The following is a 22244-nucleotide window of genomic DNA, read 5'->3' as shown; positions in this document are numbered from 1 at the left end:
CAAATTTAACCCCCAAATTTACCATATTTTGATAATAAATCATAAATTTGCCGCCTGATTTAGAAGAGATATAATATGCAAAAATCAATTGTAATTTTAACGGGAGGTGGTCCCGCTCCGGGAATGAACACGGTTGTAGGAACCATTACAAAAGTATTTTTAAGAAACGGTTACAGAGTCCTTGGACTTAATGGAGGTTATAAAGGTTTGTTCTCCCCGGACCCTAACTTTGAGGAGTTGGATTTCTTCTTGGCAGATTCAATTTTTAATAGAGGTGGTTCTCACCTGGTAATGAGCAGATTCAAGCCAACGCAAGAAGATTTTGATAAGAACTTTAATTTGAAATTTTTCCAGGATAACAACATACAACTTCTGGTAACAATTGGTGGAGATGATACTGCATCAACTGCAAACAGAATTGCAAAATTCCTTCATGAGAAGGATTATCATATTGCTAACATTCACGTTCCCAAGACAATTGATAATGACCTTCCTCTTCCTCAGAACATTGCAACATTCGGATATCAGTCTGCAAAAGGTGAGGGAACTGCCATTGGAGCAACTATTTATGAAGATGCGCGTACAAATCACACTTGGTTTGTAGTCTCAGCAATGGGACGTTCTGCAGGACACCTTGCTCTTGCAATTGGCTATACTAATCACTATCCTATGATTGTGATTCCGGAAATGTTCAACAAGACAAATATCACCGGAGAGAAAATTATAAATCTTGCTGTCTCGGCGATAGTTAAGAGAAAACTTCTGGGTATTGACTATGGAGCAATTATTATTTCAGAAGGTGTATTTGAGGAACTTTCCAGCGAGGAACTGCAATCTTATGGTGTTAAATTTACTTATGACCAGCACGGACATCCTGAATTAGGAAAGGTCTCTAAAGCGCAGATGTTCAATGATATGCTTGAGACACGCCTGAAACAGCTCGGGCTTGACGTTAAGTCTCGTCCGGTTGAGATTGGTTATGAGGTAAGATGTATTACCCCTCATGCTTATGACCTTGTATATTGCACGGAACTAGGTATGGGAGTTTATAAGTTGTTTACGGAAGGTGTCACCGGCTGTATGGTTTACATGGATTTGAACGGCAATGTTAAGTCCTTGTATTTAAAAGATATGCAGGATCCGGCTACCGGAAAGATTCCGCCAAGAGGAGTTAACATTCATCAGGATAAAGTCAGGATGATATTTGAGTGCATCATGCATTATATCACTCCGGATGATTACGAGGCAGCAAAGAAATACCTTAAAGATCCTGAGACTTACGATTTTAAGAAGATACTAAACTGGTAAAACGTTTAGTTTTCTTGATAGATGCACGTCCGTCTCGCGCTGGCGTGCATTTTTTATAAGTGTGTGGCGGCTATTACCGCGTAATATCATAAGAAATGAAATTGGTTATCTATCAGATGCTTTTGAGAGTTTTTGGAAACTCTAAAGAGGACTGCGTACCAAACGGACCATTTATTTTTAATGGCAGCGGGAAATTCAGCAGTGTTGATGAAAAGATTTTGTGGCACCTTAAATCATTAAGTGTCAGTCATGTATACTTTACAGGTGTAATTCGCAGCGCCACTAAAACGGATTTTACTCAGTATGACATTCCGCACAACAACGATGCTGTAGTTAAAGGAAGAGCAGGTTCTCCGTTTGCAATCGCAGATTATTATGATGTTAACCCTTGTCTTGCTGATAAAGTCCCAAATAGATTTGTTGAGTTTGAAAGGATGCTTAAGCGCGTGCATTCTGTTGGCATTAAAGCTATTATAGATTTTGTGCCAAATCATGTCTCCAGGGAATACATGACCCTTTGCAATGATGAGAATGTTGGTGCGGATGTAAATATTAAAGAAGCTGCCAGTGCAAGTGCGGATGACGGTATATTAGCACGCTTTGGAGAGGGTGATAATAAGGAGGTTGCATTTGACCCGCAGAATAATTTTTATTACATGCCGGGACAAGAACTGAGAATGGGGGATTACGTTGAGAATCCTGCAAGGGCAACCGGAAATGATTGCTTTACTGCAACTCCTTCTCACAATGACTGGTATGAAACAGTTAAGTTAAATTACGGCGTTGACTATCTTAATTCCGGATGCGGCGGAGAAATCACCGCACAATTCAACGGGCATAATTGTTACTTCAATCCTATTCCAAAAACTTGGCTGATGATGTACAATGTGCTGAATTTCTGGTGTTCCCATGGAGTTGACGGATTTCGCTGCGATATGGCGGAGATGGTCCCCCTTCAATTTTGGGAGTGGGCTATCGGGAAAATAAAAATGAACTATCCTAAAGTTATATTTATAGCGGAATCATATAATCCACAGCAATACAGTTCTTTGGCAGAGTGCGGATTTGACTTGCTCTATGATAAGGTTGGACTTTATGATAAACTTAAAGGAATTTCCCGCGGAGAGGCAAAGGCTTGCGAAATAACATCATGCTGGCAAAGTATTGAGAATATTAGTGTTGCGGGGAAATATGCAGCCGGAGAGAAAATAAGCATTAAAAACAGGATGCTTAACTTTCTTGAGAATCATGACGAACAAAGAGTCGCATCTGACTTTAATATTGGCGGAGATGAGAAAGCCAGCATTTTGCCCGATGAGAAAAAAGGCTTTAGAGCATTGCCTGAACTTGTTGTAAGTCTGATGCTTAACAAGTCTCCGTTTATGCTCTATTTTGGAGAAGAGTTTGGAGAGAAGGGGATGGAGAGCGAGGGCTTTAGCGGCAGAGATGGAAGAACTTCCATATATGATTATTGCTCGGCACCAAGCGTTGCAAGATTTTTAAATTGCAGGCTGCATCCTGATGAGCAGAAATTGTTTGCGGAATATGTAAAGCTCTTGCACATAGCAGTTTCAGAGAAGGCAATATCTGAGGGAGATACATTTGATCTTGAGTATGCAAATACCGGAAATGGCACTTTTAATCCCGACAGGCACTTTGTATTCGCCCGCAGATTTGTTTCAAGCAGCGACTCACCTGTCAGCTCTTCTGTGTTAAATACAGCTGATGTTTCTGCGTTGATTTTTATTGCGGTAGATTTCACTCAAAGCGCAAAAACTTTGGATGTTGTATTGCCTGCGCATCTATTTGATTTCTGGCATCTTGCAGAGGCTGATGCGGTGGAAGCAACAGATTTGCTCTCCGGCAAATCCCTTAAGCTATCCCTGCGCAAAGATGCCGCTGTTTCCATGCCGCTCACCCAGTATGGTGTCAGCATCATTAAGGTATTACTATAATCATTTGATTAATAATCTATTAGCAAGTGGCTGCAAGCCACTCGCCGCGCTAGCGCGTGTCTCCTTGCGCACGAAATGCGCTAAACCCCAGGATTTTGCGGCGCTTTGTGCCGCAAAATAAAGCGTGGGCTTGTGTGTAAGCCAAAACACCCCCCGATGTTTTACGGGGGGTGTTTTTCCGAGCCAGCTCGGAGAGTCGAACTCCGGACCTACGCGTTACGAATGCGTCGCTCTAGCCATCTGAGCTAAGCTGGCAAAATCCGCCAATCAATTGATTGGCAGTATTTTTATACATTAGAGAACATTGAGCCAACAACTGCTAATCCAACGCAGCTAATGACACATACGGCAACAATAATTCCTATAAGCCACCAAATTAAAATTGCTTTTGCCCAATTCTCTCTCTCGTCTTTGTTCCCGCCAAATGCCCAAACAAAAGGCATAACAATATTTACCAGTGGAAGCCACATCAAGAACAATGTTAATACCCACTGTCCAACGGTAAGTTTTTCCTTAGGCTGAATCATCGGTGCAACCGGTTGAGTCTTAGGCTGCTCTGCAGTCTTAGGCTCTTGTCCTTCAATTATTTCCATATAGTTAAGTTTAAACGTTTTAACATCCTTATCCTTTGGCGCTCTCTTGCTGACAATCTCCATGGTGTTAACTTCCCGCCATATTTTGTTACTTTTGCACCGCGTCTCTGTCGGGGACACAAAAGTAGTAAAATTTTTTAAGCCATCCATATAGTTTTATGCCAACAGTAATTCCAACAGAACTGGGAACAGAGAAAATTTCCAAATTGCTTAAGCAATACGCCATTCCGGCCATCATTGCAATGACGGCATCTTCCTTATATAATATGTGCGACAGCATTTTTATCGGGCAGGGTGTGGGACCGTATGCTATTGCAGGTCTGGCTATTACGTTTCCGCTTATGAACCTGAGCGCTGCGTGCGGAACTCTTGTTGGTGTTGGAGCTTCTACAATTATTTCTGTTTTGCTTGGCCAGAAAAATTATGAGGTTGCCCAGAAAGTGCTTGGGAACTCAGTGGTACTCAATATTATAGTTGGTTTATTGTTTTCCGTCTTTTGCATTGCATTTTTAAAACCAATCCTTTTCTTTTTTGGAGCCAGTCCAAATACAATGCCGTATGCGTATGATTATATGTTCATTATATTGCTGGGCAATATCGTTACCCATCTTTATTTTGGAATGAATAACATAGTGAGGGTAATGGGACTTCCTAAAAAAGCAATGGGCGCCACAATTTTTACCGTTGTAATTAATTCAATATTAGACCCTATATTCATTTTCATCTTTCATTGGGGAGTAAGAGGTGCTGCCATTGCTACCGTGCTTTCTCAATTTTTGGCAATGCTTTATGTCTTTTATCTTGCTTCGGACAAGAACCGCATAATCCATTTGAAAAGAGGAATCTACAGGCTTGAGGCACAAATCATAAAGAAGACTTTCTCAATAGGCATGTCTCCGTTCCTGATGAATGCCGCATCATGTTTTATCGTTCTGTTTCTGAATCAGCAGCTTAAGAGATATGGCGGAGATATGGCGATAGGCGCCTTCGGCATTGTAAACAGAATGAGTTTCTTGTTCATGATGGTTGTCATGGGATTGAATCAGGGGATGCAGCCAATTGCAGGTTATAATTTTGGGGCAAATAAACCGCAGAGAGTCAGTAAAGTACTTAGAACAACAATCATGCTTGCCACAGCAGTTACCTCATTTGGTTTCATAATTGGGGAGTTGTTTCCAAAACAGCTTGCATTTATTTTTACCACTGACCCTGAACTCATAAAGCAGTCTATAATTGGCCTCAGGATAACTTTTATAAGTTTCCCAATTATTGGATTCCAGATGGTTACAGCATATTTCTTCCAAAGCATAGGATTGGCAAAGAAGGCTGTTTTTCTCTCTTTATCCCGACAGGTTTTATTCTTGCTCCCGCTGCTTTTTTTGATGCCAACTATTTGGGGAATACACGGAGTTTGGTGGAGCCTTCCGGTTTCTGACGTGATAGCCAGCGTGGTATCCGGGCTGATGCTTGCAGCTCAGCACAGAACTTTCATAAGAATGCAGAAAGAGCAGGAGGGGCAAGCTGAGCAGCAACTGCAAGAGGCGGTACAACCTCAAGATAATCAGCAATAAAAAGATTATTTCATTAGTTAACTCATATATTGATGGATATGTCAGACAATAATTTTTTTTACGTAAGCATCGGACGACAAATAGGAGCCGGCGGACTTGAAATTGCTAAAATTTTGGGAAAGAAATTTAATGTTCCCGTTTATGATAAAGAGCTCCTTATGGAGGCTTCTAAAGAGAGCGGGCTTAATCCGGAATTGTTTGAGAAAGTTGATGAAAATAAGGTGATTGAGAGTAGGGGAAGTATGTTTGGGTTTAGTTCTTTGGCAGAAGGATTTTCAAATTTCTTTACATCCACCGTGCTGGATAGTTCTGCATTGTACAAGATTGAGAGCGGAGTGATTGCAGAAATTGCAGAGAAGGGGTCTGCAATTTTTATGGGACGCTGTTCTGATTATATCTTAAGGGATAATCCCAACGGTATATCTGTCTTTATAACTGCTTCAAAATCAGATAGAATATCCAGAGTAAAGCTCAATAAAAAATTAGACGGAATAGAGAAACTTTCAGATGAAAAAATCTCTGAACTTCTGGATAAAGGGGACAAGAAAAGAGCTAATTACTATAATAATTACACAATGAAGACTTGGGGCAAAGCTGAATCTTATGATATGTGCCTAGATTCAACTACCTTCACTTCAGAGGGTTGCGCAGAAATAATAGCTAGTGTAATTAAAGAGAAATTTTTGACAAATCATCATCAGCTTTAATCTTGCGGATAATAGTCTTTACCAGCATTTCCATCTTTTTTCCGGCGCGATAATCGGCCGGGCAGATGTAGTTTACGCGCTGCTGGTCCAGCAGCTCCTGTGCGATGATTTTTTTATTGTAAATACCTGGATTGTAGACTGCTATAGAGGAACCTCCAAGCTGTTTTGTTAACTTCATGCAAGGTACGTCAGTCTCTCCGTCTCCAAAATAAATCATATTTGAAAACGCTACTCGCTTCTCATCCTCAGGCATGGACTCATTTATTTTTTCGCTGTCGTGAATATTAAGGATACCCTTGTTAATCTTAAATAGAAATTGAGTCTTGTTGGTGTAGTTGACTGCGGCAGCAGGCCAGATGGCATTTCCCTTTTTGCTATAGTAATAGGAACTGGCGAATATTGCCTTAAACTCCTTTGCAATCTTCATTCCCTCAAGGATTTCCAGTAATCCGGAAGAGTTGATATAATGTTCAATTATAACGCCCTCCTGTTTGCCAATCTCCTTAATTCTTTTAAACCAGCTCTCAACTCCGGGGAAAAATCTGACATCCTTTCCAAACTTCATAAAACTCTCCCTGGTGAGTGAAATGTTTTTCTTGCGCGCCTCATCCAACATCAACAGCATGTAAATCAAAATGCCGTCGGCATCCTGAGTATCAGCCATTCTGTGGGACTCAGACCAAAATTCATCTGCTGTTTTCCCGATAGATTTAATAAAAGAGTACTCCTGCATATTGCCGGGAGCAAGTGTGCCGTCAAAATCATATATCAGCGCAACTATCGGTTTGTCAGATGCTTTCATATATTGGTGAATTTATTCTTCTCCGTAATTATCTATGCCGTAGATATATCTGACTGTAATGCCATCTTCTCTTAGATGTTTCTTAAGTTTCGGAATCCTGATTTTGCCATAATGGAACACTCCGGCTGCCATTGCAGCATCAGCACCGCCCTTTGTCAGAACGTCTTCTATGTCTTGAATGCTTCCTGCGCCGCCGCTGGCAATCACAGGAACATGCACTAAATCAGCTAATTTGCGGCAAGGCTCACAAGCATAGCCAAACTCTGTTCCGTCATTATCCATGGATGTAAACAGAATTTCTCCGGCTCCTCTATCTTCCGCCTCCTTAGCCCAGCTAAACATCTCCTTGTTTGAATATTTTGTCCCTGCATTTGTTGTCACTCTCCAGATGCCGTTTACTTGCTTTGCATCTATTGCGGCTACTACAAATTGAGAGCCGTATCGCTTTGCTAAATCGCTAATTAACTGCGGATTATTTACTATAGCCGTGCAGATAGAAACTTTGTCTGCTCCGGCATCCAGCAACCTTGCCGCATCATCCATTGATGAAATTCCTCCGCCAACGGTAAACGGAATATCTATATTTCTCGCTATCTTTTTTACCAGCCCAAGAAATGTTCTTCTGCCCTCCAACGTTGCGCTAATATCCAGAAACACAAGCTCATCTGCACCATCATACGAGTATGCCCTGGCCAGCTCAACGGGATCTCCAACATTTACCATGCGGACAAAATTCACACCTTTTACAGTTTTTCCATCGTGAACATCCAAGCATGGAATAATTCTCTTTGCTAACATAAATTATTTATTATCAGTGTTTTCTGCAGATTCATCTGCTGGAGCATTTGATTTGTTATATTCCCTTATCTGTTCAATGGTAATATGTCCTTCATAAATTGCCTTTCCCACTATTGCAGCAGGAACATTTATATCATTAAGATCTTCAATGTCTTGCATGCTGCTGATTCCGCCGCTGGCAATAATTTTAAGCCTTGGATATTTTCCTCCAAGCTCCCTGTACATTTCCAAAGAAGGTCCTGCAAGCATTCCGTCCTTAGAAATATCTGTAACCACGGCGTACTTTAGCCCTTCCTGCAAGTATAGCCTAATGAGCTCATCTGCAGTCTTATCCGTTGACTCCCTCCAACCTTTGATGGCTATTTTATTCTCTTTAATATCTGCGCCAAGAACAACCTTCTCACCTCCAAAACAATCTAGCCAATAGGTGAATACGTTGGGTTCCGTTGCAGCAATGCTGCCGCAAATTACTCTGTCTGCGCCGCTGTCAAGAGCATCTCTTAATGAATTTCTTGTTTTGATTCCTCCTCCAAATTCTATAAGCAAATTAGTTTTGCTGGCTATTGCCAGAAGAGTGTCAAATATTACCGGAGAATTGCTTTTTGCTCCCTGTAAATCAATAAGATGGATGCGCTTAACTCCGCAATCCTCATAGCCTTTTGCAACCTCAACGGGGTCTTCTGAATATGTCTTTATCCTTGAAAAATCTCCCTGGCTCAGTCTAACGCATTTGCCGTTCATCACATCTATTGCGGGAATTATTTCTATCATAATTAGTCTCTATTTATGCTCTGTCGCGATATATATTATTTTCCTCCCGACAGTTCTTATTATTTCATTTTCAAAAAGTTGCGCAAAATCTTCTCCCCGGCCAAACCGCTCTTTTCCGGATGGAACTGGCATCCCATGAAGTTGTCCTTTTTCAAAGACGCACCAAATTTAATTCCGTAATTACAAACGGCAATTGTGTTCTCATTCACATTTGCATAGTAGGAGTGAACGTAATAGAAAAAAGTATCCTCTTTTATTCCATCATACAAAGGGGACTTCAAATCTGTCATATTATCCCAGCCTACATGCGGAACTTTAAATTCCTCAGGCATATTGGACGGGAATTTGCAAACCATATTGTTGAATATTCCAAGGCACTCAGTGTCACTCTCTTCTGAGTGCTTGCACAACAACTGCATTCCAAGGCAGATACCCAAAACGGGCTGCCTGAAACTTTTAATTGTATCTATAAGGTTAGATTTGCTCAGATTTTCCATAGCCCACTTTGCATCGCCGACACCCGGAAGAATTATATGGTCGCACTTTGCAAGCGTGTTCTTCTCTGAAGAAATGACATACTCCTCTTTAATTCTCTTAAGAGCATTCTCAACGGACCCCAAATTACCTGTTTTATAGTCTAGTATGCCTGTCATACAAATTACAAATCTTTAGTTAATAATTCAATGTACTTAAATAAGCGTACTAAAATACTAAAAATAAATTAATTGTAATGCAGTTTTACTCTAGTTCCTCTAATTCCTCAAAAGATAAATCAGTGATGGGATATTTTTTGTTTTCCAGCAAATCATAATGCCACCATTCAGAAGAAAGAGGTTTAAAACCATGTTTAACCATGACGCTTTCAAACATCTTTCTATTAGATAGTTGTGCAGGAGTCAGGCCTTTAAATGCACGGTAGGCTGAGTCTGAGAAAGAATCAAAGTCAGTGCCCATGTCCAAATATTTGCCTGTATTTAAATCACATACGGTGAGATCAACGGCGCAGCCTCTGTTGTGGATTGAGCCTGTTGTCGGACTTGCGCAGAACGTTGAGTCCGGACAAACTTCAAAAAATCTTAAAGTGCCTGCGTAAGGTCTGTAGGCATCCCATATAACAAGTCCTAACCCCTTTGCATTCAGCTCTTTCTGAACCGCCAGCAATTTTTCCGCAGCGGGCTTCCTAAGAAATGCGCGGGCATGAGTGTAGATGGGCTTGCCTGTAAAATTATGGGATGTCGCATACCTTACATCCAATTTTATATTAGGTACTAACTTTTGCAAATCAACAAGTTCATTATCCGGATTCTCCTTAACAAGCTGCTTGTAATACAGCATGGAGTTTACAATGTCAAGGTTATAAGGGTTCTTCTTCTGTGCAAAAAGTGCTGATGCGGAGAAGATTACAAATGCGGATATTAGAAACAGAAATTTTTTCATTATCAATTATTATTTTAGAACAATCCACCAAACAAGTCAGGTTCAGTCTTTGGAGCCTTCTTCTTTTTAGGCTCATGCTTCGGCTTTTCCGGCTCTTCATAGGTCGGCAGCAATTTCATAATGTCACTGCTCCTCTTATTAACCTCAATACCAACTGATTTAGGAGCCGCAACAGTTATGTTTGGCTGACTTTCAAATACCAGCCTGTAGAATTCATCGTTAGGCACTATGCTGATTTTAAAGACGCAATCCCCGTTATCCTCCTTGCTCACAAGCTTTTGGCTAGGGTGGACAGGATTCAGAGTCATGTAGGGTGCCAGGGCGCTTCCTACATTTAATGTAATATCTTCTTTTACAGCTCCCGACGGCTTTGTTACTCCTATTATATCTTTAAAATAACTGTCGGGATTAAAATCATAGTTAGGAGGGAAAGGGAGAATTGCATAAGAATAACTTGTTACGCTCTCCAGCGGAATGACGTGAAGTCCCTCTTTGCCGTCCTCATAACCTATTGCGTACCAACGGTTAAGGTATTCCTTCATATAAAGCGGGTAAAAAATAACCTGTTCCGCGGCGGTGCTTGTTGCCTCTGTACAGCTGAGACTCAGCACTTTGCGGTGGATAGTAGCATCCTTGATAATATCAAAGAATTGGCCTCCCGACGGATTCTCTATCTGCTGGTAGGAAATTTTTTTGCTGCCTCCGTTTACCTTTGTATCAATGACCTCCTGGATAAGTTCAACGGAACCTTTTAAAGACTCCATCCCTTCAATTCTGGAGTATCTGCGCAAAGCCTCTGCAATATCTGATAGGGGCTCAAGATTGGTCTGCTTAACGTTTGCGTTGCCAATGGAATAATTCGGGTCTTTGTACTTATAATATTTTTGCTCATAGACCACGATAGGGGCGTTGTAGCCGCGTTTTTTGTCCCTCATGAACTGCAAATCCAGCTGCACGGTGCGGGTGGATACGATAAAATTATCCTTAAGCTTAACCTTGCTGTTCTCTTTAACCGCTTTTGTACAGGCGTTTATAAGGTCCAAAAGTGAGTACTTGTTTTGCGTATCCCTCAGGCACGCGTCAATTGTGATATGTCTTAACAGAGCATTTGAAGATACTGCCATACTTTAAAAATTTGCGCCGCTTAGCTGCGGCATTAACTACGCAACAAAGTTACGCAAATTTCTATTCTATGCAAAAAATATAACCGCAATGCCCTCTGCGGTGTTTCGCTCTGGCTTACTTCTCGCTAATGATTTTCTGAAGAAAACCATTGCTCGTACGAAACGCACTCGCTCAATCACTCGCAGAGGGCATTGCGGTTATATTTTTATTTGCTTTGAATAATCCTGATATCCTGTTGCGGGTAAGGAATCTCTATGTGGTTATTGCTAAAGACCCTATAGATTGTCTCACGTATGGCAGCATGAGCCGTATAAATTTCACTTACAGGCGTCCATGCGTAAACCGTAAGCCTGACGCTGCTCTCGGTAAAGTCCGTAAGCAGAACTTTTGGCGGCCTGCCAGGAGCAATGCATTTAAGCTTGAGCAATTCCTCCAGCAAAAGCTCGCGGGCCTTATCTATGTTCTCTCCGTATTTTACGTTTATGGAGATATCGCTCAGCTCAAATTGGTGATTCTTAGTTAGATTCATAAAGTTCTTGGAGAACAGCTGCTCATTAAGGAATGTAATTATGGAGCCTTCCTCTGTCTCTAATGTACTGGAATCCATACCTATATCTACTATTTTTCCGCGATATCCGTCGCACTCTACCCAGTCTCCCTTGTGTACTCTTCCCATCATCAGGGAGATACCGCAGAATAGATTATTAATTGCATCCTTCAGCGCAAAGCCAATGCCCATTCCTGCACCTCCAAGTGCCGCAATAAGTCCCTTATTATTAAGCTGTAAAATAAATATTACGCAAAATGCATAAATCAGCCAGGCCAGAATGGTTCCGATTTTTACATAAATTGGAATGTGGCTGTCCTCATAATTCTCTGCATACATGGTAATTAAAATCTTCCTTGTCATAAAAATTACGTAGTTAAATATGCAGCCAAGTCCTATTACATACAGAATTTTCTCAAATGAAACTGAGGCCATATCGGGGACATTAATAAAACAATATCCTATCATGCCGGTCATCCACGCTCTCATGCTGAAAATTCCCGCACCCCATATTAGGCTGAAAACCAGCAACCCAATAAACATCAGCGGAAATACAAGTTTCTTCATCAGCGGATTAAACCACCTCCTGAAAGTAAAAATTCTCTTTGAGGCATCTTCTTCCTCCTCCATGGTTTTATATTTAGCGACTAGATTTAGAAGATGATACAGGCACAGCGTAAATAGAATTGATGCCAGCAGCAGCAGCCAGGATGTCATAATCCCCATTGACAGAAATCTGTAGCCGGCCCAGGAAAGTATTAGTATCCCGATAGTTAGAATAAATGAGAACCAGGATAGAAGAGAGTCGGCTCTATTTGCGCCATTGCTGCGTCTTAGCAGAATAACAAGGTGAAGGGTTGCAAATATTAGCAGAACAAGTGGCAAAGAGAAACTTACTACGTAAGTTGTAACCATTAATATTCTGTAACTTACAAGCACAACAGCCAGCAGTACCGGAGCAAGATAGAGCAGAATGCCCTGTCTAATTTTATCTGTCGGGAGCCTCAAAACAATAGAAGACAAAATTACTCCGATGATTAGGGTCAGCTCCATTACAATACTCATTGTAACAATGAAATAGTAGCGCGTTAAAAAACAGTTGATTATAATCAAAAGCAGCAAGGCGAACATTATTATAGAGGAGCAAGCAATAAAATATTTGCGCTTTGGATGATTCCTGACTTTTTTGGGCAAAGCAAAAGCAAACAGCAACCATGAGATTATTATTGCAATAGCCAGCAGTCCAAGAGAGTATAAAGTAACCTGTAATCTCTTGGCTTGCCACTCTTTAGAAGCCATTTGACCTCCGCTGTATTCTTGAGTAAAAGACTCGGCAGCCTCTCTATATTTCTCTCCAAAATGTCCAAGCGTATAAAAATAAGAGCCGCTCCCTGTAAGAAAAATCCTATTCTTTATTTGTGTGAATCTGCTGTCCTGATAGTCTTGAATTTTTTTCATCCTTCCGGCTATCTCCTGATATTCAAGATTATCCAAGTTCAGAAGATTATGAAAAGCCTCTAATCTGCCGCTCACGGAATTGCAGATATCTATGCACTTTTGCTTATCAGCCTTGCCTTGAGCGGTCAGCCCGGCATCGGAAATATGTCCCAGCACTTCAGCTAACTTATTGTATCTCTGGATAATATCTTTAAAATTATTTTTCCAGACAACAAAAGGATACTTCTGTTCCACAAACTTTGCATACTCATCATTAATTTGCTGGCAGGCCTGAACAAGCCCAAACAAATAATAATCATCCTGCGTATAAAGAATCAAAGCGTACTCCTGGCAGTTCTCCAAAGTAGTAAACATTCTATTCCTATATTCCTGTCGCTGAGCATTATAGTGAGCTATATGCATCTCCAGATTATTCTGATAAGCAGACAAGTCTGAGTACAGCATCACGATAGTTTTATCCAAATTATCCTCTCTGAGCACAGCATTAGCCGTGCCTGAAAAGACCAGCAGGCACAAAGCAGCCAGAAAACCCTTTAATACTTTCATTTTGATGATTTTATAAGATGCGGCAAAATTACATAAATTTTCTTTTATTATATTTGCACCGATATGCGGAGAAGACTAGAATTCCTGATACAGTATTATTTTGGGTGGGTGCTTTTGTTTTTGGTACAAAAGCCTCTTTTTATAGCCTTTACGGAAGGGACGGCTCGTTACGGGTTTGGAAAATTTGTTCAGGTAATGTGGCATGGGCTCCCGATGGATTTATCCGTGGCGGGTTATCTAACTGCAATCCCTTTTTTGGCTGTCCTTGTAAGTATTTGGTGGCCAATGTCAAACAACTTTAACATGCGCAAGGTTTTGCGCCCTTATCATGTTATTATAGCACCAATCCTAGCAATTATTTTTGTCACAGATATTTCACTTTATCCTTTCTGGCACTACAAGCTGGATGCATCCGTATTTAATTATCTGGCTTCTCCAAAAGATGCAATGGCCAGCGTATCAAGCTGGTATATAGTCATAAGAGTATTGGCAATCTTGGTTGTAGCCTTTATAATATATAAGCACCAGAACAGAATTTGCTCCAATACTTTTGTCACAACGGAGAGGGCACCTGAGCGTAAAGTGATGAGAACCATTGTTATACTGTGTTGCGGCGGCCTGTTGTTCCTTGCAATACGCGGCGGTGTCAAGCAATCTACTATGAATGTCGGACGTGCGTACTTCTCAGAAGACCAGTATCTTAACCATAGCGCGGTAAATCCGGCCTTTAGTCTTCTTTCATCAATAGGTAAGAGTACGGATTTCTCAAAGGAGTACAGGTTCTTAAAACCTGACGACTTTGATACAGCTATGAGCCAGTTATTTCCTGCTGCCGGAACTGGTGTACAATCCTTTGCCGCATCTGTGGCTAAAGACTCTACTGCATTGATGGATACGCTGTTAAAGACGCAACGGCCTAACATACTTCTGATAGAAATGGAGAGTTTTGGAGGAAGGTTTATTAACGCTCTTGGTGCTCCTGCAGAAGTTGCACCTAATTTTAATGCGCTGGTAAAAGAGGGTATTTTCTTCTCCAATTTCTTTGGCAACAGTTACCGTACTGACCGCGGGACTGTTAGTATTTTTAGCGGTTATCCGGCGCTTCCGGTTGTCTCATTGATGAAGATGCCTATAATTGTACGAGCACTTCCAAGTCTTCCTCATGAACTTGTAAACCAGGGATATACAACAGATTTCATTTACGGCGGAGATATAAATTTCACAAACACAAAGGGCTATTTGGTCAACATGGATTTTCAAAAAATTACAGCCGACGTAGATTTTACCAAGGAGGAGCGCAAGACAAATTCATGGGGAGTAAATGACCATATCACATTTGCGTATTTGGCAAAAGAACTTTTGCATCGCGGTAGTAATCTTGCTGAAGGTGCAAATGGAAAACCTTGGTTCTCAGCATTTTTGACGCTTAGCTGTCATGAACCATTTACGGTTCCATACCATAGATTGCCGGATAAAGTTTATAATGCCGCAGCGTATACAGACGATTGTCTTGGAAGATTTATCAAACAACTTAAGGCTTCTCCAATTTGGGATAACCTTCTAATCATTTTAGTACCAGACCATAACATAACTTATAATATGGCAGATAGCAACCCTGATTATTTCAAGTGTCCAATGCTTTGGATAGGAGGAGCAATTAAAGGCAAGCCAAGAGTTATTAGTAAATTTATGAATCAGAGCGACATAGCTGCAACATTGCTGGCACAGTTAGGTCTGCCGCACAATAATTTTATTTATAGCAGGAACATACTGTCGGGAGCTTACGACAAATATCCATTTGCATTTTCATGCTTTAATAATGGGTTTGTATTTAGAGATTCTACAGGAGTAACTTCTTATGACTTAGCAGCTAAGAGCGTTGTGACGGATAGGGGTAAGGCTGAATTAAAAGATGAGCGGCTTAAGAAAGGCAGGGCAATTTTACAGAGCATTTATAATAATTTGTACAAGTATCAGCAGCAGGATTACTAGAAATTTTAAATATTTTAAACTTATAAAAACATTAATCATGAAAAAACTTTTTAGTCTTGTACTTGCCCTCGCAGTTTGCGGGCTTATGATTTCAGCATGCGGAAACAAAGGTTGCAAAGACAATGCTCAGGCAGCCGATTCAACAGCAGTTGCAACAGATTCCACAGCAACTCCTAATGAATTTACCGGCGTCATTACTGATGCTGCAATGAACTCATGCACAATTGTTACTGCAGCCGGCGATACTTTAAACTTTAGTTATCCGGAGCTTGACAAATCTAAGATTGAACTCCCTAACGGAATGGTAATTGGTGATACTATCACAGTTTACAAACAAGCTGATACTGTTTGCGCCATCAAAAAAGCTGTTGCTAAATAAGTCAGCAGCTTGAGGATTGCGGGAGATACCCGCATATCATAAATAAATAAAAAAAGCAGTCAGATTTTCTGGCTGCTTTTTTTATTAACAAAACGCTGTATATTAGCGTTTTCTAGTCATAAGACTCTAGAATTTTTCTAACTTCTGTAGCCTGAAGTCTGCCATAAACCTGTTCGTCAACCATCATGACTGGTGCAAGTCCGCAAGCTCCAATGCAACGCAAGCAATCTAGAGAGAATTTGCCGTCCGGAGTTGTATCTCCAACTTCTATTCCTAGTACTCTTTTGACCTCGTCCAGATTCTTCTCGGAACCTCTTACATAGCAAGCAGTTCCAAGGCAAATAGAAATTCTGTGTCTTCCTTTTGGACTGGTCTGGAAAAATGTATAGAATGTAACTACTCCATTTATCTTTGATACAGGGACACCAAGCTTATGGGCAACAACTCTCTGAACCTCTTCTGGAAGAAAACCTATAGTTGCCTGTATTTCTTCAAGAATATTGATAAGCTCTCCGGCTTTATTGCCGTGCTTTTCACAAATCTCCTCCACCTTAATTAAAGCGGCTGGAGAAATATTATTGTTTAATGCCATAATTATACGTTTTCTGATCTGTTAAAGTAATGTGTATGAAGAAGTTTGTGAGCTTGCTCGCTAAGAGGTTTGCCTAGATACTCTTCATATAGCTTAATAATGAATGGGTTCTCATGGGATTTACGCAAAGGCTTTTGCATATCTTCTCTGTAAATTGCTGCAGTTCTGGCTTTTAAAATCTCCACGTTGCCATGGTGCTGAGGCTGTCCGCCGCCGCCGATGCAACCGCCCGGGCAAGCCATAATTTCAATTACATGGAACTCGCTCTTGCCGCTTCTGATTTCTTCCAAAAGTCTGCGCGCATTTCCAAGTCCGTTAGCAATACCAACGTGCAGAGGGAATCCGTTCAAATCTATTGTTGCTTTCTTAATACCTTCCAAACCTCTGACTTCAGTAAAGTCTATGTTTGGAAGTTTCTTCTTTGTATATACCTCATATACAGTACGTAATGCAGCTTCCAAAACTCCGCCGGTAGCACCAAAAATGACACCTGCTCCTGTGGACTCTCCAAGTGGCTGGTCAAAGTCTTCATCAGGAAGAGAGTTGAAATTAATGTTGGCTTTCTTAATAAGTTCTGCAAGCTCTCTTGTAGATAGTGAGTAGTCAACATCAGGAACACCGTCTTTCTTAAATTCCTCTCTTGAACACTCGTATTTCTTAGCAAGACAAGGCATTATAGAGACACATATAAGTTTCTCTTTAGGAACACCCATCATCTCAGCCCAATATGTTTTAGCTATAGAGCCAAACATCTGCTGAGGACTTCTTGCTGTTGATGGAATATCCAACATATCAGGGAATTGCTTCTCAAAGAAGTTAACCCATGCAGGACAGCAAGATGTAAGAATAGGAAGTCTTACAAGTTTGTCTTTCTTTAAGAAATGTGTAAGTCTGTCTATAATCTCAGCACCTTCCTCCATAATAGTAAGGTCTGCACTAAAGTCAGTATCGAATACTTTCTTAAATCCAAGCTCTCTTAAAGCAGATACCATCTTACCTGTAACCAAGGTTCCTGCAGGAAGACCAAATTCCTCTCCAAGAGCAGCTCTTACAGATGGAGCTGTTTGTACAATTACTGTCTTATCTGGATCAGCAAGGTCATCCAAAAGCCTGTTAGTATAATCATGCTCGCTCAAAGCACCTGTAGGACAAACTGCTACGCACTGTCCGCAATATGTACATTCACTTTCTGCAAGATTTTTTCCAAATGCAGGAGCAATCATAGTATTGAAACCTCTCTTAATTGCACCAAGAGCTCCAACTGTCTGAACATTATTACAAACGTTTTCACATCTGCGGCAAAGGATACACTTGTCCATATTTCTTACAATGGCAGCTGTAACCTCTTTTGTTCTCTGCGACAGTTCACCTCCTGCAAACGGCATCTCTCTGATATTGAATCTCTGAGCAAGTTTCTGCAACTCGCATTTTCCGCTCTTAGGGCAAACAAGACACTCGTTAGGGTGGTCAGAAAGAATAAGTTCTGCAACAATTCTTCTTGCGTTTAGAACTCTGGTGGAACTTGTATGAACAACCATACCTTCTGTACATGCTGTTGCACAGGCAGGTGCAAGATTCTTTCTTCCTTCAACTTCTACAACGCAAATTCTGCAGGATGTTGGGTTGCTCTTTACGGCTGTGCCTTCCATGTTGATATAGCAAAGCGTTGGGATATCAACTCCCACTTTCTTTGCAGCATCAAGGACAATCGTCCCTTCCGGAACGGTAACCGTGTGTTTATCTATTTTTAATGTAACTGTTTTTTCCATAATTTCTCAAATATTAACAAACTGAAATTGCGCCAAACTTACAGCGGCTCATACACATACCGCATTTGATGCATTTGTCTGGAAGAATAGTGTGTGGTTTTCTTGGAGTGCCGACGATTGCGTTTCCAGGGCATGTTCTTGCGCATGCGGTGCAACCCTGACATTTCTCCGGATTGATGCTGTATGTTAGCAAATTCTGGCAGTGCTTTGCAGGGCAGACTTTGTCTTTAACGTGAGAAACATACTCATCATAGAAGTTATCCAATGTAGATAGAACTGGGTTTGGAGAAGTCTGTCCAAGTCCGCACAATGCGCAGTCTTTGATGACTTTAGCAAGTGTACGCATCTTTGTAAGATCTTCCATTGTTCCCTTGCCGTCTACTATTCTGTTAAGTATTTCCAGCATCCTCTTGTTTCCTACTCTACATGGAGTACATTTTCCGCAAGACTCGCCAACAATAAATTCCAAGTAGAATTTTGCAATTGCAACCATGCAATCGTCTTCATCCATTACAATCATTCCGCCGGAACCCATAATTGAACCTGCAGCCATAAGGTTGTCATAATCAATAGGGGTATCCAAGTCTTTTTCAGTTAAGCAACCTCCGGAAGGACCTCCTGTCTGAACGGCTTTAAACTTCTTTCCGCCTTTAATTCCTTCACCAATATCATAAATAACCTCTCTTAAAGTAGTTCCCATTGGAACCTCTACAAGTCCTTGGTTATTAATCTTTCCTGCTAATGCAAATACCTTTGTTCCTTTGGATTTCTCAGTTCCAATCTTATTGAACCAATCCGGTCCCTTAAGGAAGATAGGAGGAATATTAGCTAGTGTCTCAACGTTGTTAACGTTAGTAGGCTTGCCAAGATATCCCTTAACTGCTGGGAATGGTGGTTTTAAAGTAGGCTCACCTCTCTTGCCTTCCATTGAGTGAATAAGAGCTGTTTCCTCTCCGCATACAAATGCGCCGGCTCCGTAACGGATATCAATATCAAAATTAAATTTGCTTCCAAAGATATTCTTTCCAAGCAATCCCAGCTTGCGGGCTTGCTCTCTGGCAATCTTTAACCTCTTGACAGCCAACGGATACTCAGCTCTGATGTATACCAATCCGTTTTCAGAACCTATGGCATATCCGCAAATTGCCATTGCCTCAATAATTGAGTTAGGGTCTCCCTCCATAATAGAACGATCCATAAATGCTCCCGGGTCGCCCTCATCTGCGTTGCAGACAACGTATTTAACATCGCTTACGGATTTGGATGCAAATTCCCATTTCATTCCTGTAGGGAAACCTGCACCGCCGCGTCCTCTAAGTCCGGACTTTTTAACAACTTCAATAACCTCCTTAGGGGTCATTTTCTTAAGGCAGTTAGCAAGTGACATATAACCGTCGCGAGCTATATACTCTTTAATATCTTCAGGATCAATGAAGCAGCAGTTCCTAAGCGCAACACGCATTTGTTTGCGATAGAAATTCATATCCTTTGAATCTGGGATGCGTTTGTGAGTCTTAGGATCCTCAAACAACAGACGGTCAACGCGTTTGCCGCCTAAAATGTGGGTCTTAAAAATCTCATCAACATCATCAGGTTTAACCTCTGTGTAGAAAGTGTTGTCTGGAACAATCTTAACATTAGGACCTTTTTCACAAAATCCAAAACATCCTGTTCTGATAACGTCCACTCTGTCAGCAACATTCTGCTCTTTGGCTAATTGGCAGAATCTGTCTGCAATTTCGCCGCTCTTAGAAGATAGACAGCAAACAGAAGAACAGCAAAGAATCTGAATTCTCTTTGTACCAGTGTTCAAGCCGCTAACCTTAGCAGGAGTCACTTCCTGAGCTTCCTCTCTTAGTTTCATCCGTTCTGCGTATTCATTTTTAATTTTCAGCAGATCTTCTGGGGAAGTAATTTTATTCATTATTTGTATTTAAATTTAGTTTATTTGGAAAATCCATGTTAGTATTTCTACTTTTTTTCCTAAAAGCGTACAAATTTATAAATATTAATACAATTAAAAAAGAAAAGTATTAGTTAAAACCAAGAAATCCAAAGGCAAAGGCTACAAAAAGGGGCAGCCAGAATGTGACCGCCCCTTAAAGCATTTGTAAGGTGATTTTTTATCCTTTAAAGGATATGATTTAACAATTTATTTAATAGTGTTTATGAAATTCAGAAATGCAACAGCCTCCTGATTGGTATAGATATGGATTGGGCTGAAAATCTGATATTCAAATGGAACATATTGGAATAATTGTACTGCAACAAATTGGTTGTCTTTAGAATAAAGGACTTCCATGCGTGCACTATCAGCCCCTGGATCTGCCTTAAAATCTGGACTCTCTGGGAACTTGCACTCTGCCAGCATATCTTTAAGAGGATTAATATTCTCCATCTTAAAGCATAGCCTCATCTTTTTAATCTCGCTGCCAGTTGGCTGATAAGCCATTGAACTTCCGCCAAATAACTTGCCAAGGCCGCCCTTTTCTTTCTTAACTATATATGGATGAGAGAAAGTTAAAATGCTCTCATTCTCTGCAATTGTCTGTGTCATAAATAAAAAATAAATCTGTTATTAATATATAAAATGCTAAACTCCAGGCTATTAACAAACCTGAATTTTTATTTTTTTGCCGGAAGTTTAGCTAACGTCTAAACAGATTTATTTTAGACCCTAAGTCTTTTTAACGTGTAGACGTAATAATCATTTATAGGATTGTGCTTTGCAAGAGAATGCAATTGCACAGAAATATCTTTTTGAATATCAGAGTTTTCAGACACTCTGCTAGAAAGATTTTTAATTACCCCTCTTAATGCAGAGCTAAATTGGGAACTTTGTTCTCTTTGTACTCTTGCATCTCCGCTGGCAGCAGAAGCTGTTGCAGAGACTTCAGCTACAGATGAATAGGGCGGAATAGCAGCATCTACACTGCCGTTAGCACAATGACCTTCATCACTGAATAATCCGGTGCTATCCTGTGCATACAACATAGCATCCTGTGTAGAGGAAGCAACGTAACTCCCTGCAAACAACATAATTGCAAATGCTACAGTAAAAAAGACAATATTTCTAATTTGCTCTTTCATTTAAATCGGCTGCAAATATAATAATTATACCACATCAAATCTATAGACCTCCAAAATTGAATTCCTTCTGAAGTCTTGCTCCAATTGAATGCATAACCAAATAGATTTTTTACATCTTCTGCCGCATCTTCAACTGTATTCCAAAGTGCAGCATCAAATCTTGTGCAGCCATTCTGTTCATAAAACGCGCGGTCAAATTCATCCTCACAATTCTGTTGTTTAAGAAAGTCTCTAAATTGCGCGTATGCTAACTGATATCCCATGAAAGTCCATTAATAATTATTTATTATGATTTTTCACATAAACTACCACTCCAATCTGATGCTCCGGATGAGTCTCATCTGATATCCTGTTGATGCGTGCGTCAAACATTGTTTCCCATCCCATGTCAAACAGGATGCTTATCTCTTTATTACGCTCTTTTGGAATGTATCCAACCTTATAATTGCCATAGTACAAGGCAATTGCGTAGGGGTCAAATTCATTGTGCTTCTCCCTGACAAGCCTTAGCTGGGTGCCTACGTGTAAGTCATTAAATACAATTACGCCATCCCAGTAGGTGAAACCGGCCAGGTCAAAATTCATAAAGTGCAATCTTTCAGGTGTTTGCTCTCTATGATTATCAACTTGAATCTTTTGATTATTGTTGTTCTTCTTTGTTCTCTCTTTGTCTTCCATATAACTGCTGTTTTAAATGTTGCAGCAAAAGTATTCCGCTGCGGTGACAATTTTTGTCACGACAGATTATTTTTTGGTATTATTTGTGCAGTAAGGGCGGAAAGTTTGCATTGTATAGTAGAGAAA

The 22244-nt window shown here is 40.6% G+C and carries 21 protein-coding genes and 1 tRNA gene; 6 read left to right on the top strand and 16 right to left on the bottom strand.

The features are described from left to right. The first annotated feature begins 75 nt into the window (after positions 1-75). Positions 76-1308 carry a 6-phosphofructokinase gene (locus tag LKM37_08380; GenBank protein ID MCI1720999.1) on the top strand — a complete coding sequence of 411 codons (1233 nt, stop codon included), beginning with the start codon at positions 76-78 and terminating at the stop codon, positions 1306-1308. A gap of 95 nt (positions 1309-1403) precedes the next feature. Beyond that, positions 1404-3263 (top strand): alpha-amylase family glycosyl hydrolase, encoded by a 1860-nt coding sequence (locus LKM37_08375; GenBank protein MCI1720998.1) that lies wholly within the window; start codon positions 1404-1406, stop codon positions 3261-3263. A 181-nt stretch (positions 3264-3444) separates the two neighbouring features. Here LKM37_08375 and LKM37_08370 read toward each other — a convergent pair. Beyond that, positions 3445-3518 (bottom strand) — tRNA-Thr (locus LKM37_08370). 32 nt (positions 3519-3550) lie between these two features. Continuing rightward, positions 3551-4006 carry a hypothetical protein gene (locus LKM37_08365; protein ID MCI1720997.1) on the bottom strand — a complete coding sequence of 152 codons (456 nt, stop codon included), beginning with the start codon at positions 4004-4006 and terminating at the stop codon, positions 3551-3553. Between the two features lie 8 nt (positions 4007-4014). Here LKM37_08365 and LKM37_08360 point away from each other — a divergent pair, with 8 nt between their 5' ends. Beyond that, complete coding sequence (locus tag LKM37_08360; protein MCI1720996.1) at positions 4015-5427, top strand: MATE family efflux transporter; 1413 nt, start codon at positions 4015-4017, stop codon at positions 5425-5427. Positions 5428-5465: 38 nt separating this feature from the next. Continuing rightward, positions 5466-6134, top strand: coding sequence for a cytidylate kinase-like family protein (locus LKM37_08355; GenBank protein ID MCI1720995.1), 669 nt, complete (start codon positions 5466-5468; stop codon positions 6132-6134). On the opposite strand, the gene LKM37_08350 is transcribed toward LKM37_08355, so the two are convergent. The 7 genes from LKM37_08350 to LKM37_08320 form a co-directional block, all read right to left on the bottom strand. Continuing rightward, positions 6097-6936 carry a haloacid dehalogenase-like hydrolase gene (locus tag LKM37_08350; protein ID MCI1720994.1) on the bottom strand — a complete coding sequence of 280 codons (840 nt, stop codon included), beginning with the start codon at positions 6934-6936 and terminating at the stop codon, positions 6097-6099. The two genes, LKM37_08355 and LKM37_08350, sit on opposite strands and share 38 nt — an antisense overlap. A 12-nt stretch (positions 6937-6948) precedes the next feature. Next, on the bottom strand, positions 6949-7734 hold the full coding sequence (hisF, locus tag LKM37_08345) for an imidazole glycerol phosphate synthase subunit HisF (GenBank protein MCI1720993.1): 786 nt from the start codon (positions 7732-7734) through the stop codon (positions 6949-6951). A 3-nt stretch (positions 7735-7737) separates the two neighbouring features. Continuing rightward, positions 7738-8505: a 1-(5-phosphoribosyl)-5-[(5-phosphoribosylamino)methylideneamino]imidazole-4-carboxamide isomerase gene (gene hisA / locus LKM37_08340; GenBank protein ID MCI1720992.1), complete on the bottom strand. Its 768-nt coding sequence runs from the start codon at positions 8503-8505 to the stop codon at positions 7738-7740. A gap of 59 nt (positions 8506-8564) precedes the next feature. Beyond that, on the bottom strand, positions 8565-9158 hold the full coding sequence (gene hisH, locus LKM37_08335) for an imidazole glycerol phosphate synthase subunit HisH (protein MCI1720991.1): 594 nt from the start codon (positions 9156-9158) through the stop codon (positions 8565-8567). An 85-nt stretch (positions 9159-9243) separates the two neighbouring features. After that, positions 9244-9942, bottom strand: a complete 699-nt coding sequence (locus LKM37_08330; GenBank protein MCI1720990.1) for a hypothetical protein — start codon at positions 9940-9942, stop codon at positions 9244-9246. 14 nt (positions 9943-9956) lie between these two features. Beyond that, positions 9957-11066 (bottom strand): WYL domain-containing protein, encoded by a 1110-nt coding sequence (locus LKM37_08325; protein MCI1720989.1) that lies wholly within the window; start codon positions 11064-11066, stop codon positions 9957-9959. Between the two features lie 206 nt (positions 11067-11272). Next, positions 11273-13618 carry a mechanosensitive ion channel family protein gene (locus tag LKM37_08320; protein MCI1720988.1) on the bottom strand — a complete coding sequence of 782 codons (2346 nt, stop codon included), beginning with the start codon at positions 13616-13618 and terminating at the stop codon, positions 11273-11275. Between the two features lie 63 nt (positions 13619-13681). Between LKM37_08320 and LKM37_08315 the strand changes: the two genes are divergently transcribed. Then, positions 13682-15610, top strand: a complete 1929-nt coding sequence (locus tag LKM37_08315; protein ID MCI1720987.1) for a sulfatase-like hydrolase/transferase — start codon at positions 13682-13684, stop codon at positions 15608-15610. A 37-nt stretch (positions 15611-15647) separates the two neighbouring features. Beyond that, positions 15648-15989, top strand: a complete 342-nt coding sequence (locus tag LKM37_08310) for a hypothetical protein (protein ID MCI1720986.1) — start codon at positions 15648-15650, stop codon at positions 15987-15989. Positions 15990-16101: 112 nt separating this feature from the next. Here the strand turns inward: LKM37_08310 and nuoE are convergent, their stop codons facing one another. From nuoE to LKM37_08275, 7 genes are all read right to left on the bottom strand, one after another. Further along, positions 16102-16581 (bottom strand): NADH-quinone oxidoreductase subunit NuoE, encoded by a 480-nt coding sequence (gene nuoE / locus LKM37_08305; GenBank protein MCI1720985.1) that lies wholly within the window; start codon positions 16579-16581, stop codon positions 16102-16104. Between the two features lie 2 nt (positions 16582-16583). Further along, complete coding sequence (locus LKM37_08300) at positions 16584-18353, bottom strand: [FeFe] hydrogenase, group A (protein MCI1720984.1); 1770 nt, start codon at positions 18351-18353, stop codon at positions 16584-16586. Between the two features lie 10 nt (positions 18354-18363). Then, positions 18364-20274, bottom strand: coding sequence for an NADH-quinone oxidoreductase subunit NuoF (locus LKM37_08295; protein ID MCI1720983.1), 1911 nt, complete (start codon positions 20272-20274; stop codon positions 18364-18366). A 228-nt stretch (positions 20275-20502) separates the two neighbouring features. Next, positions 20503-20907 (bottom strand): hypothetical protein, encoded by a 405-nt coding sequence (locus LKM37_08290; protein ID MCI1720982.1) that lies wholly within the window; start codon positions 20905-20907, stop codon positions 20503-20505. Positions 20908-21020: 113 nt separating this feature from the next. Continuing rightward, positions 21021-21440 carry a hypothetical protein gene (locus LKM37_08285; GenBank protein ID MCI1720981.1) on the bottom strand — a complete coding sequence of 140 codons (420 nt, stop codon included), beginning with the start codon at positions 21438-21440 and terminating at the stop codon, positions 21021-21023. Beyond that, positions 21437-21703, bottom strand: coding sequence for a hypothetical protein (locus LKM37_08280; protein ID MCI1720980.1), 267 nt, complete (start codon positions 21701-21703; stop codon positions 21437-21439). Before LKM37_08280 ends, LKM37_08285 begins: the two co-directional genes overlap by 4 nt. Before the next feature lie 16 nt (positions 21704-21719). Then, on the bottom strand, positions 21720-22118 hold the full coding sequence (locus LKM37_08275) for an HIRAN domain-containing protein (protein ID MCI1720979.1): 399 nt from the start codon (positions 22116-22118) through the stop codon (positions 21720-21722). Positions 22119-22244: the final 126 nt, after the last annotated feature.

The sequence above is a fragment of the Bacteroidales bacterium genome (genome assembly GCA_022647615.1).
Classification (GTDB): Bacteria; Bacteroidota; Bacteroidia; order Bacteroidales; family UBA932; genus Egerieousia.
This window is presented reverse-complemented; position numbering and strand designations above follow the sequence as displayed.

What these genes read in the sequence shown, in the direction of transcription:
- LKM37_08380 (MCI1720999.1), top strand. Translation starts at nt 76, where the DNA reads ATGCAAAAATCAATTGTAATTTTAACGGGAGGTGGTCCCGCTCCGGGA.
- LKM37_08375 (MCI1720998.1), top strand. Translation starts at nt 1,404, where the DNA reads ATGAAATTGGTTATCTATCAGATGCTTTTGAGAGTTTTTGGAAACTCT.
- LKM37_08365 (MCI1720997.1), bottom strand. Translation starts at nt 4,006, where the DNA reads ATGGATGGCTTAAAAAATTTTACTACTTTTGTGTCCCCGACAGAGACG.
- LKM37_08360 (MCI1720996.1), top strand. Translation starts at nt 4,015, where the DNA reads ATGCCAACAGTAATTCCAACAGAACTGGGAACAGAGAAAATTTCCAAA.
- LKM37_08355 (MCI1720995.1), top strand. Translation starts at nt 5,466, where the DNA reads ATGTCAGACAATAATTTTTTTTACGTAAGCATCGGACGACAAATAGGA.
- LKM37_08350 (MCI1720994.1), bottom strand. Translation starts at nt 6,936, where the DNA reads ATGAAAGCATCTGACAAACCGATAGTTGCGCTGATATATGATTTTGAC.
- hisF (MCI1720993.1), bottom strand. Translation starts at nt 7,734, where the DNA reads ATGTTAGCAAAGAGAATTATTCCATGCTTGGATGTTCACGATGGAAAA.
- hisA (MCI1720992.1), bottom strand. Translation starts at nt 8,505, where the DNA reads ATGATAGAAATAATTCCCGCAATAGATGTGATGAACGGCAAATGCGTT.
- hisH (MCI1720991.1), bottom strand. Translation starts at nt 9,158, where the DNA reads ATGACAGGCATACTAGACTATAAAACAGGTAATTTGGGGTCCGTTGAG.
- LKM37_08330 (MCI1720990.1), bottom strand. Translation starts at nt 9,942, where the DNA reads ATGAAAAAATTTCTGTTTCTAATATCCGCATTTGTAATCTTCTCCGCA.
- LKM37_08325 (MCI1720989.1), bottom strand. Translation starts at nt 11,066, where the DNA reads ATGGCAGTATCTTCAAATGCTCTGTTAAGACATATCACAATTGACGCG.
- LKM37_08320 (MCI1720988.1), bottom strand. Translation starts at nt 13,618, where the DNA reads ATGAAAGTATTAAAGGGTTTTCTGGCTGCTTTGTGCCTGCTGGTCTTT.
- LKM37_08315 (MCI1720987.1), top strand. Translation starts at nt 13,682, where the DNA reads ATGCGGAGAAGACTAGAATTCCTGATACAGTATTATTTTGGGTGGGTG.
- LKM37_08310 (MCI1720986.1), top strand. Translation starts at nt 15,648, where the DNA reads ATGAAAAAACTTTTTAGTCTTGTACTTGCCCTCGCAGTTTGCGGGCTT.
- nuoE (MCI1720985.1), bottom strand. Translation starts at nt 16,581, where the DNA reads ATGGCATTAAACAATAATATTTCTCCAGCCGCTTTAATTAAGGTGGAG.
- LKM37_08295 (MCI1720983.1), bottom strand. Translation starts at nt 20,274, where the DNA reads ATGAATAAAATTACTTCCCCAGAAGATCTGCTGAAAATTAAAAATGAA.
- LKM37_08290 (MCI1720982.1), bottom strand. Translation starts at nt 20,907, where the DNA reads ATGACACAGACAATTGCAGAGAATGAGAGCATTTTAACTTTCTCTCAT.
- LKM37_08285 (MCI1720981.1), bottom strand. Translation starts at nt 21,440, where the DNA reads ATGAAAGAGCAAATTAGAAATATTGTCTTTTTTACTGTAGCATTTGCA.
- LKM37_08280 (MCI1720980.1), bottom strand. Translation starts at nt 21,703, where the DNA reads ATGGGATATCAGTTAGCATACGCGCAATTTAGAGACTTTCTTAAACAA.
- LKM37_08275 (MCI1720979.1), bottom strand. Translation starts at nt 22,118, where the DNA reads ATGGAAGACAAAGAGAGAACAAAGAAGAACAACAATAATCAAAAGATT.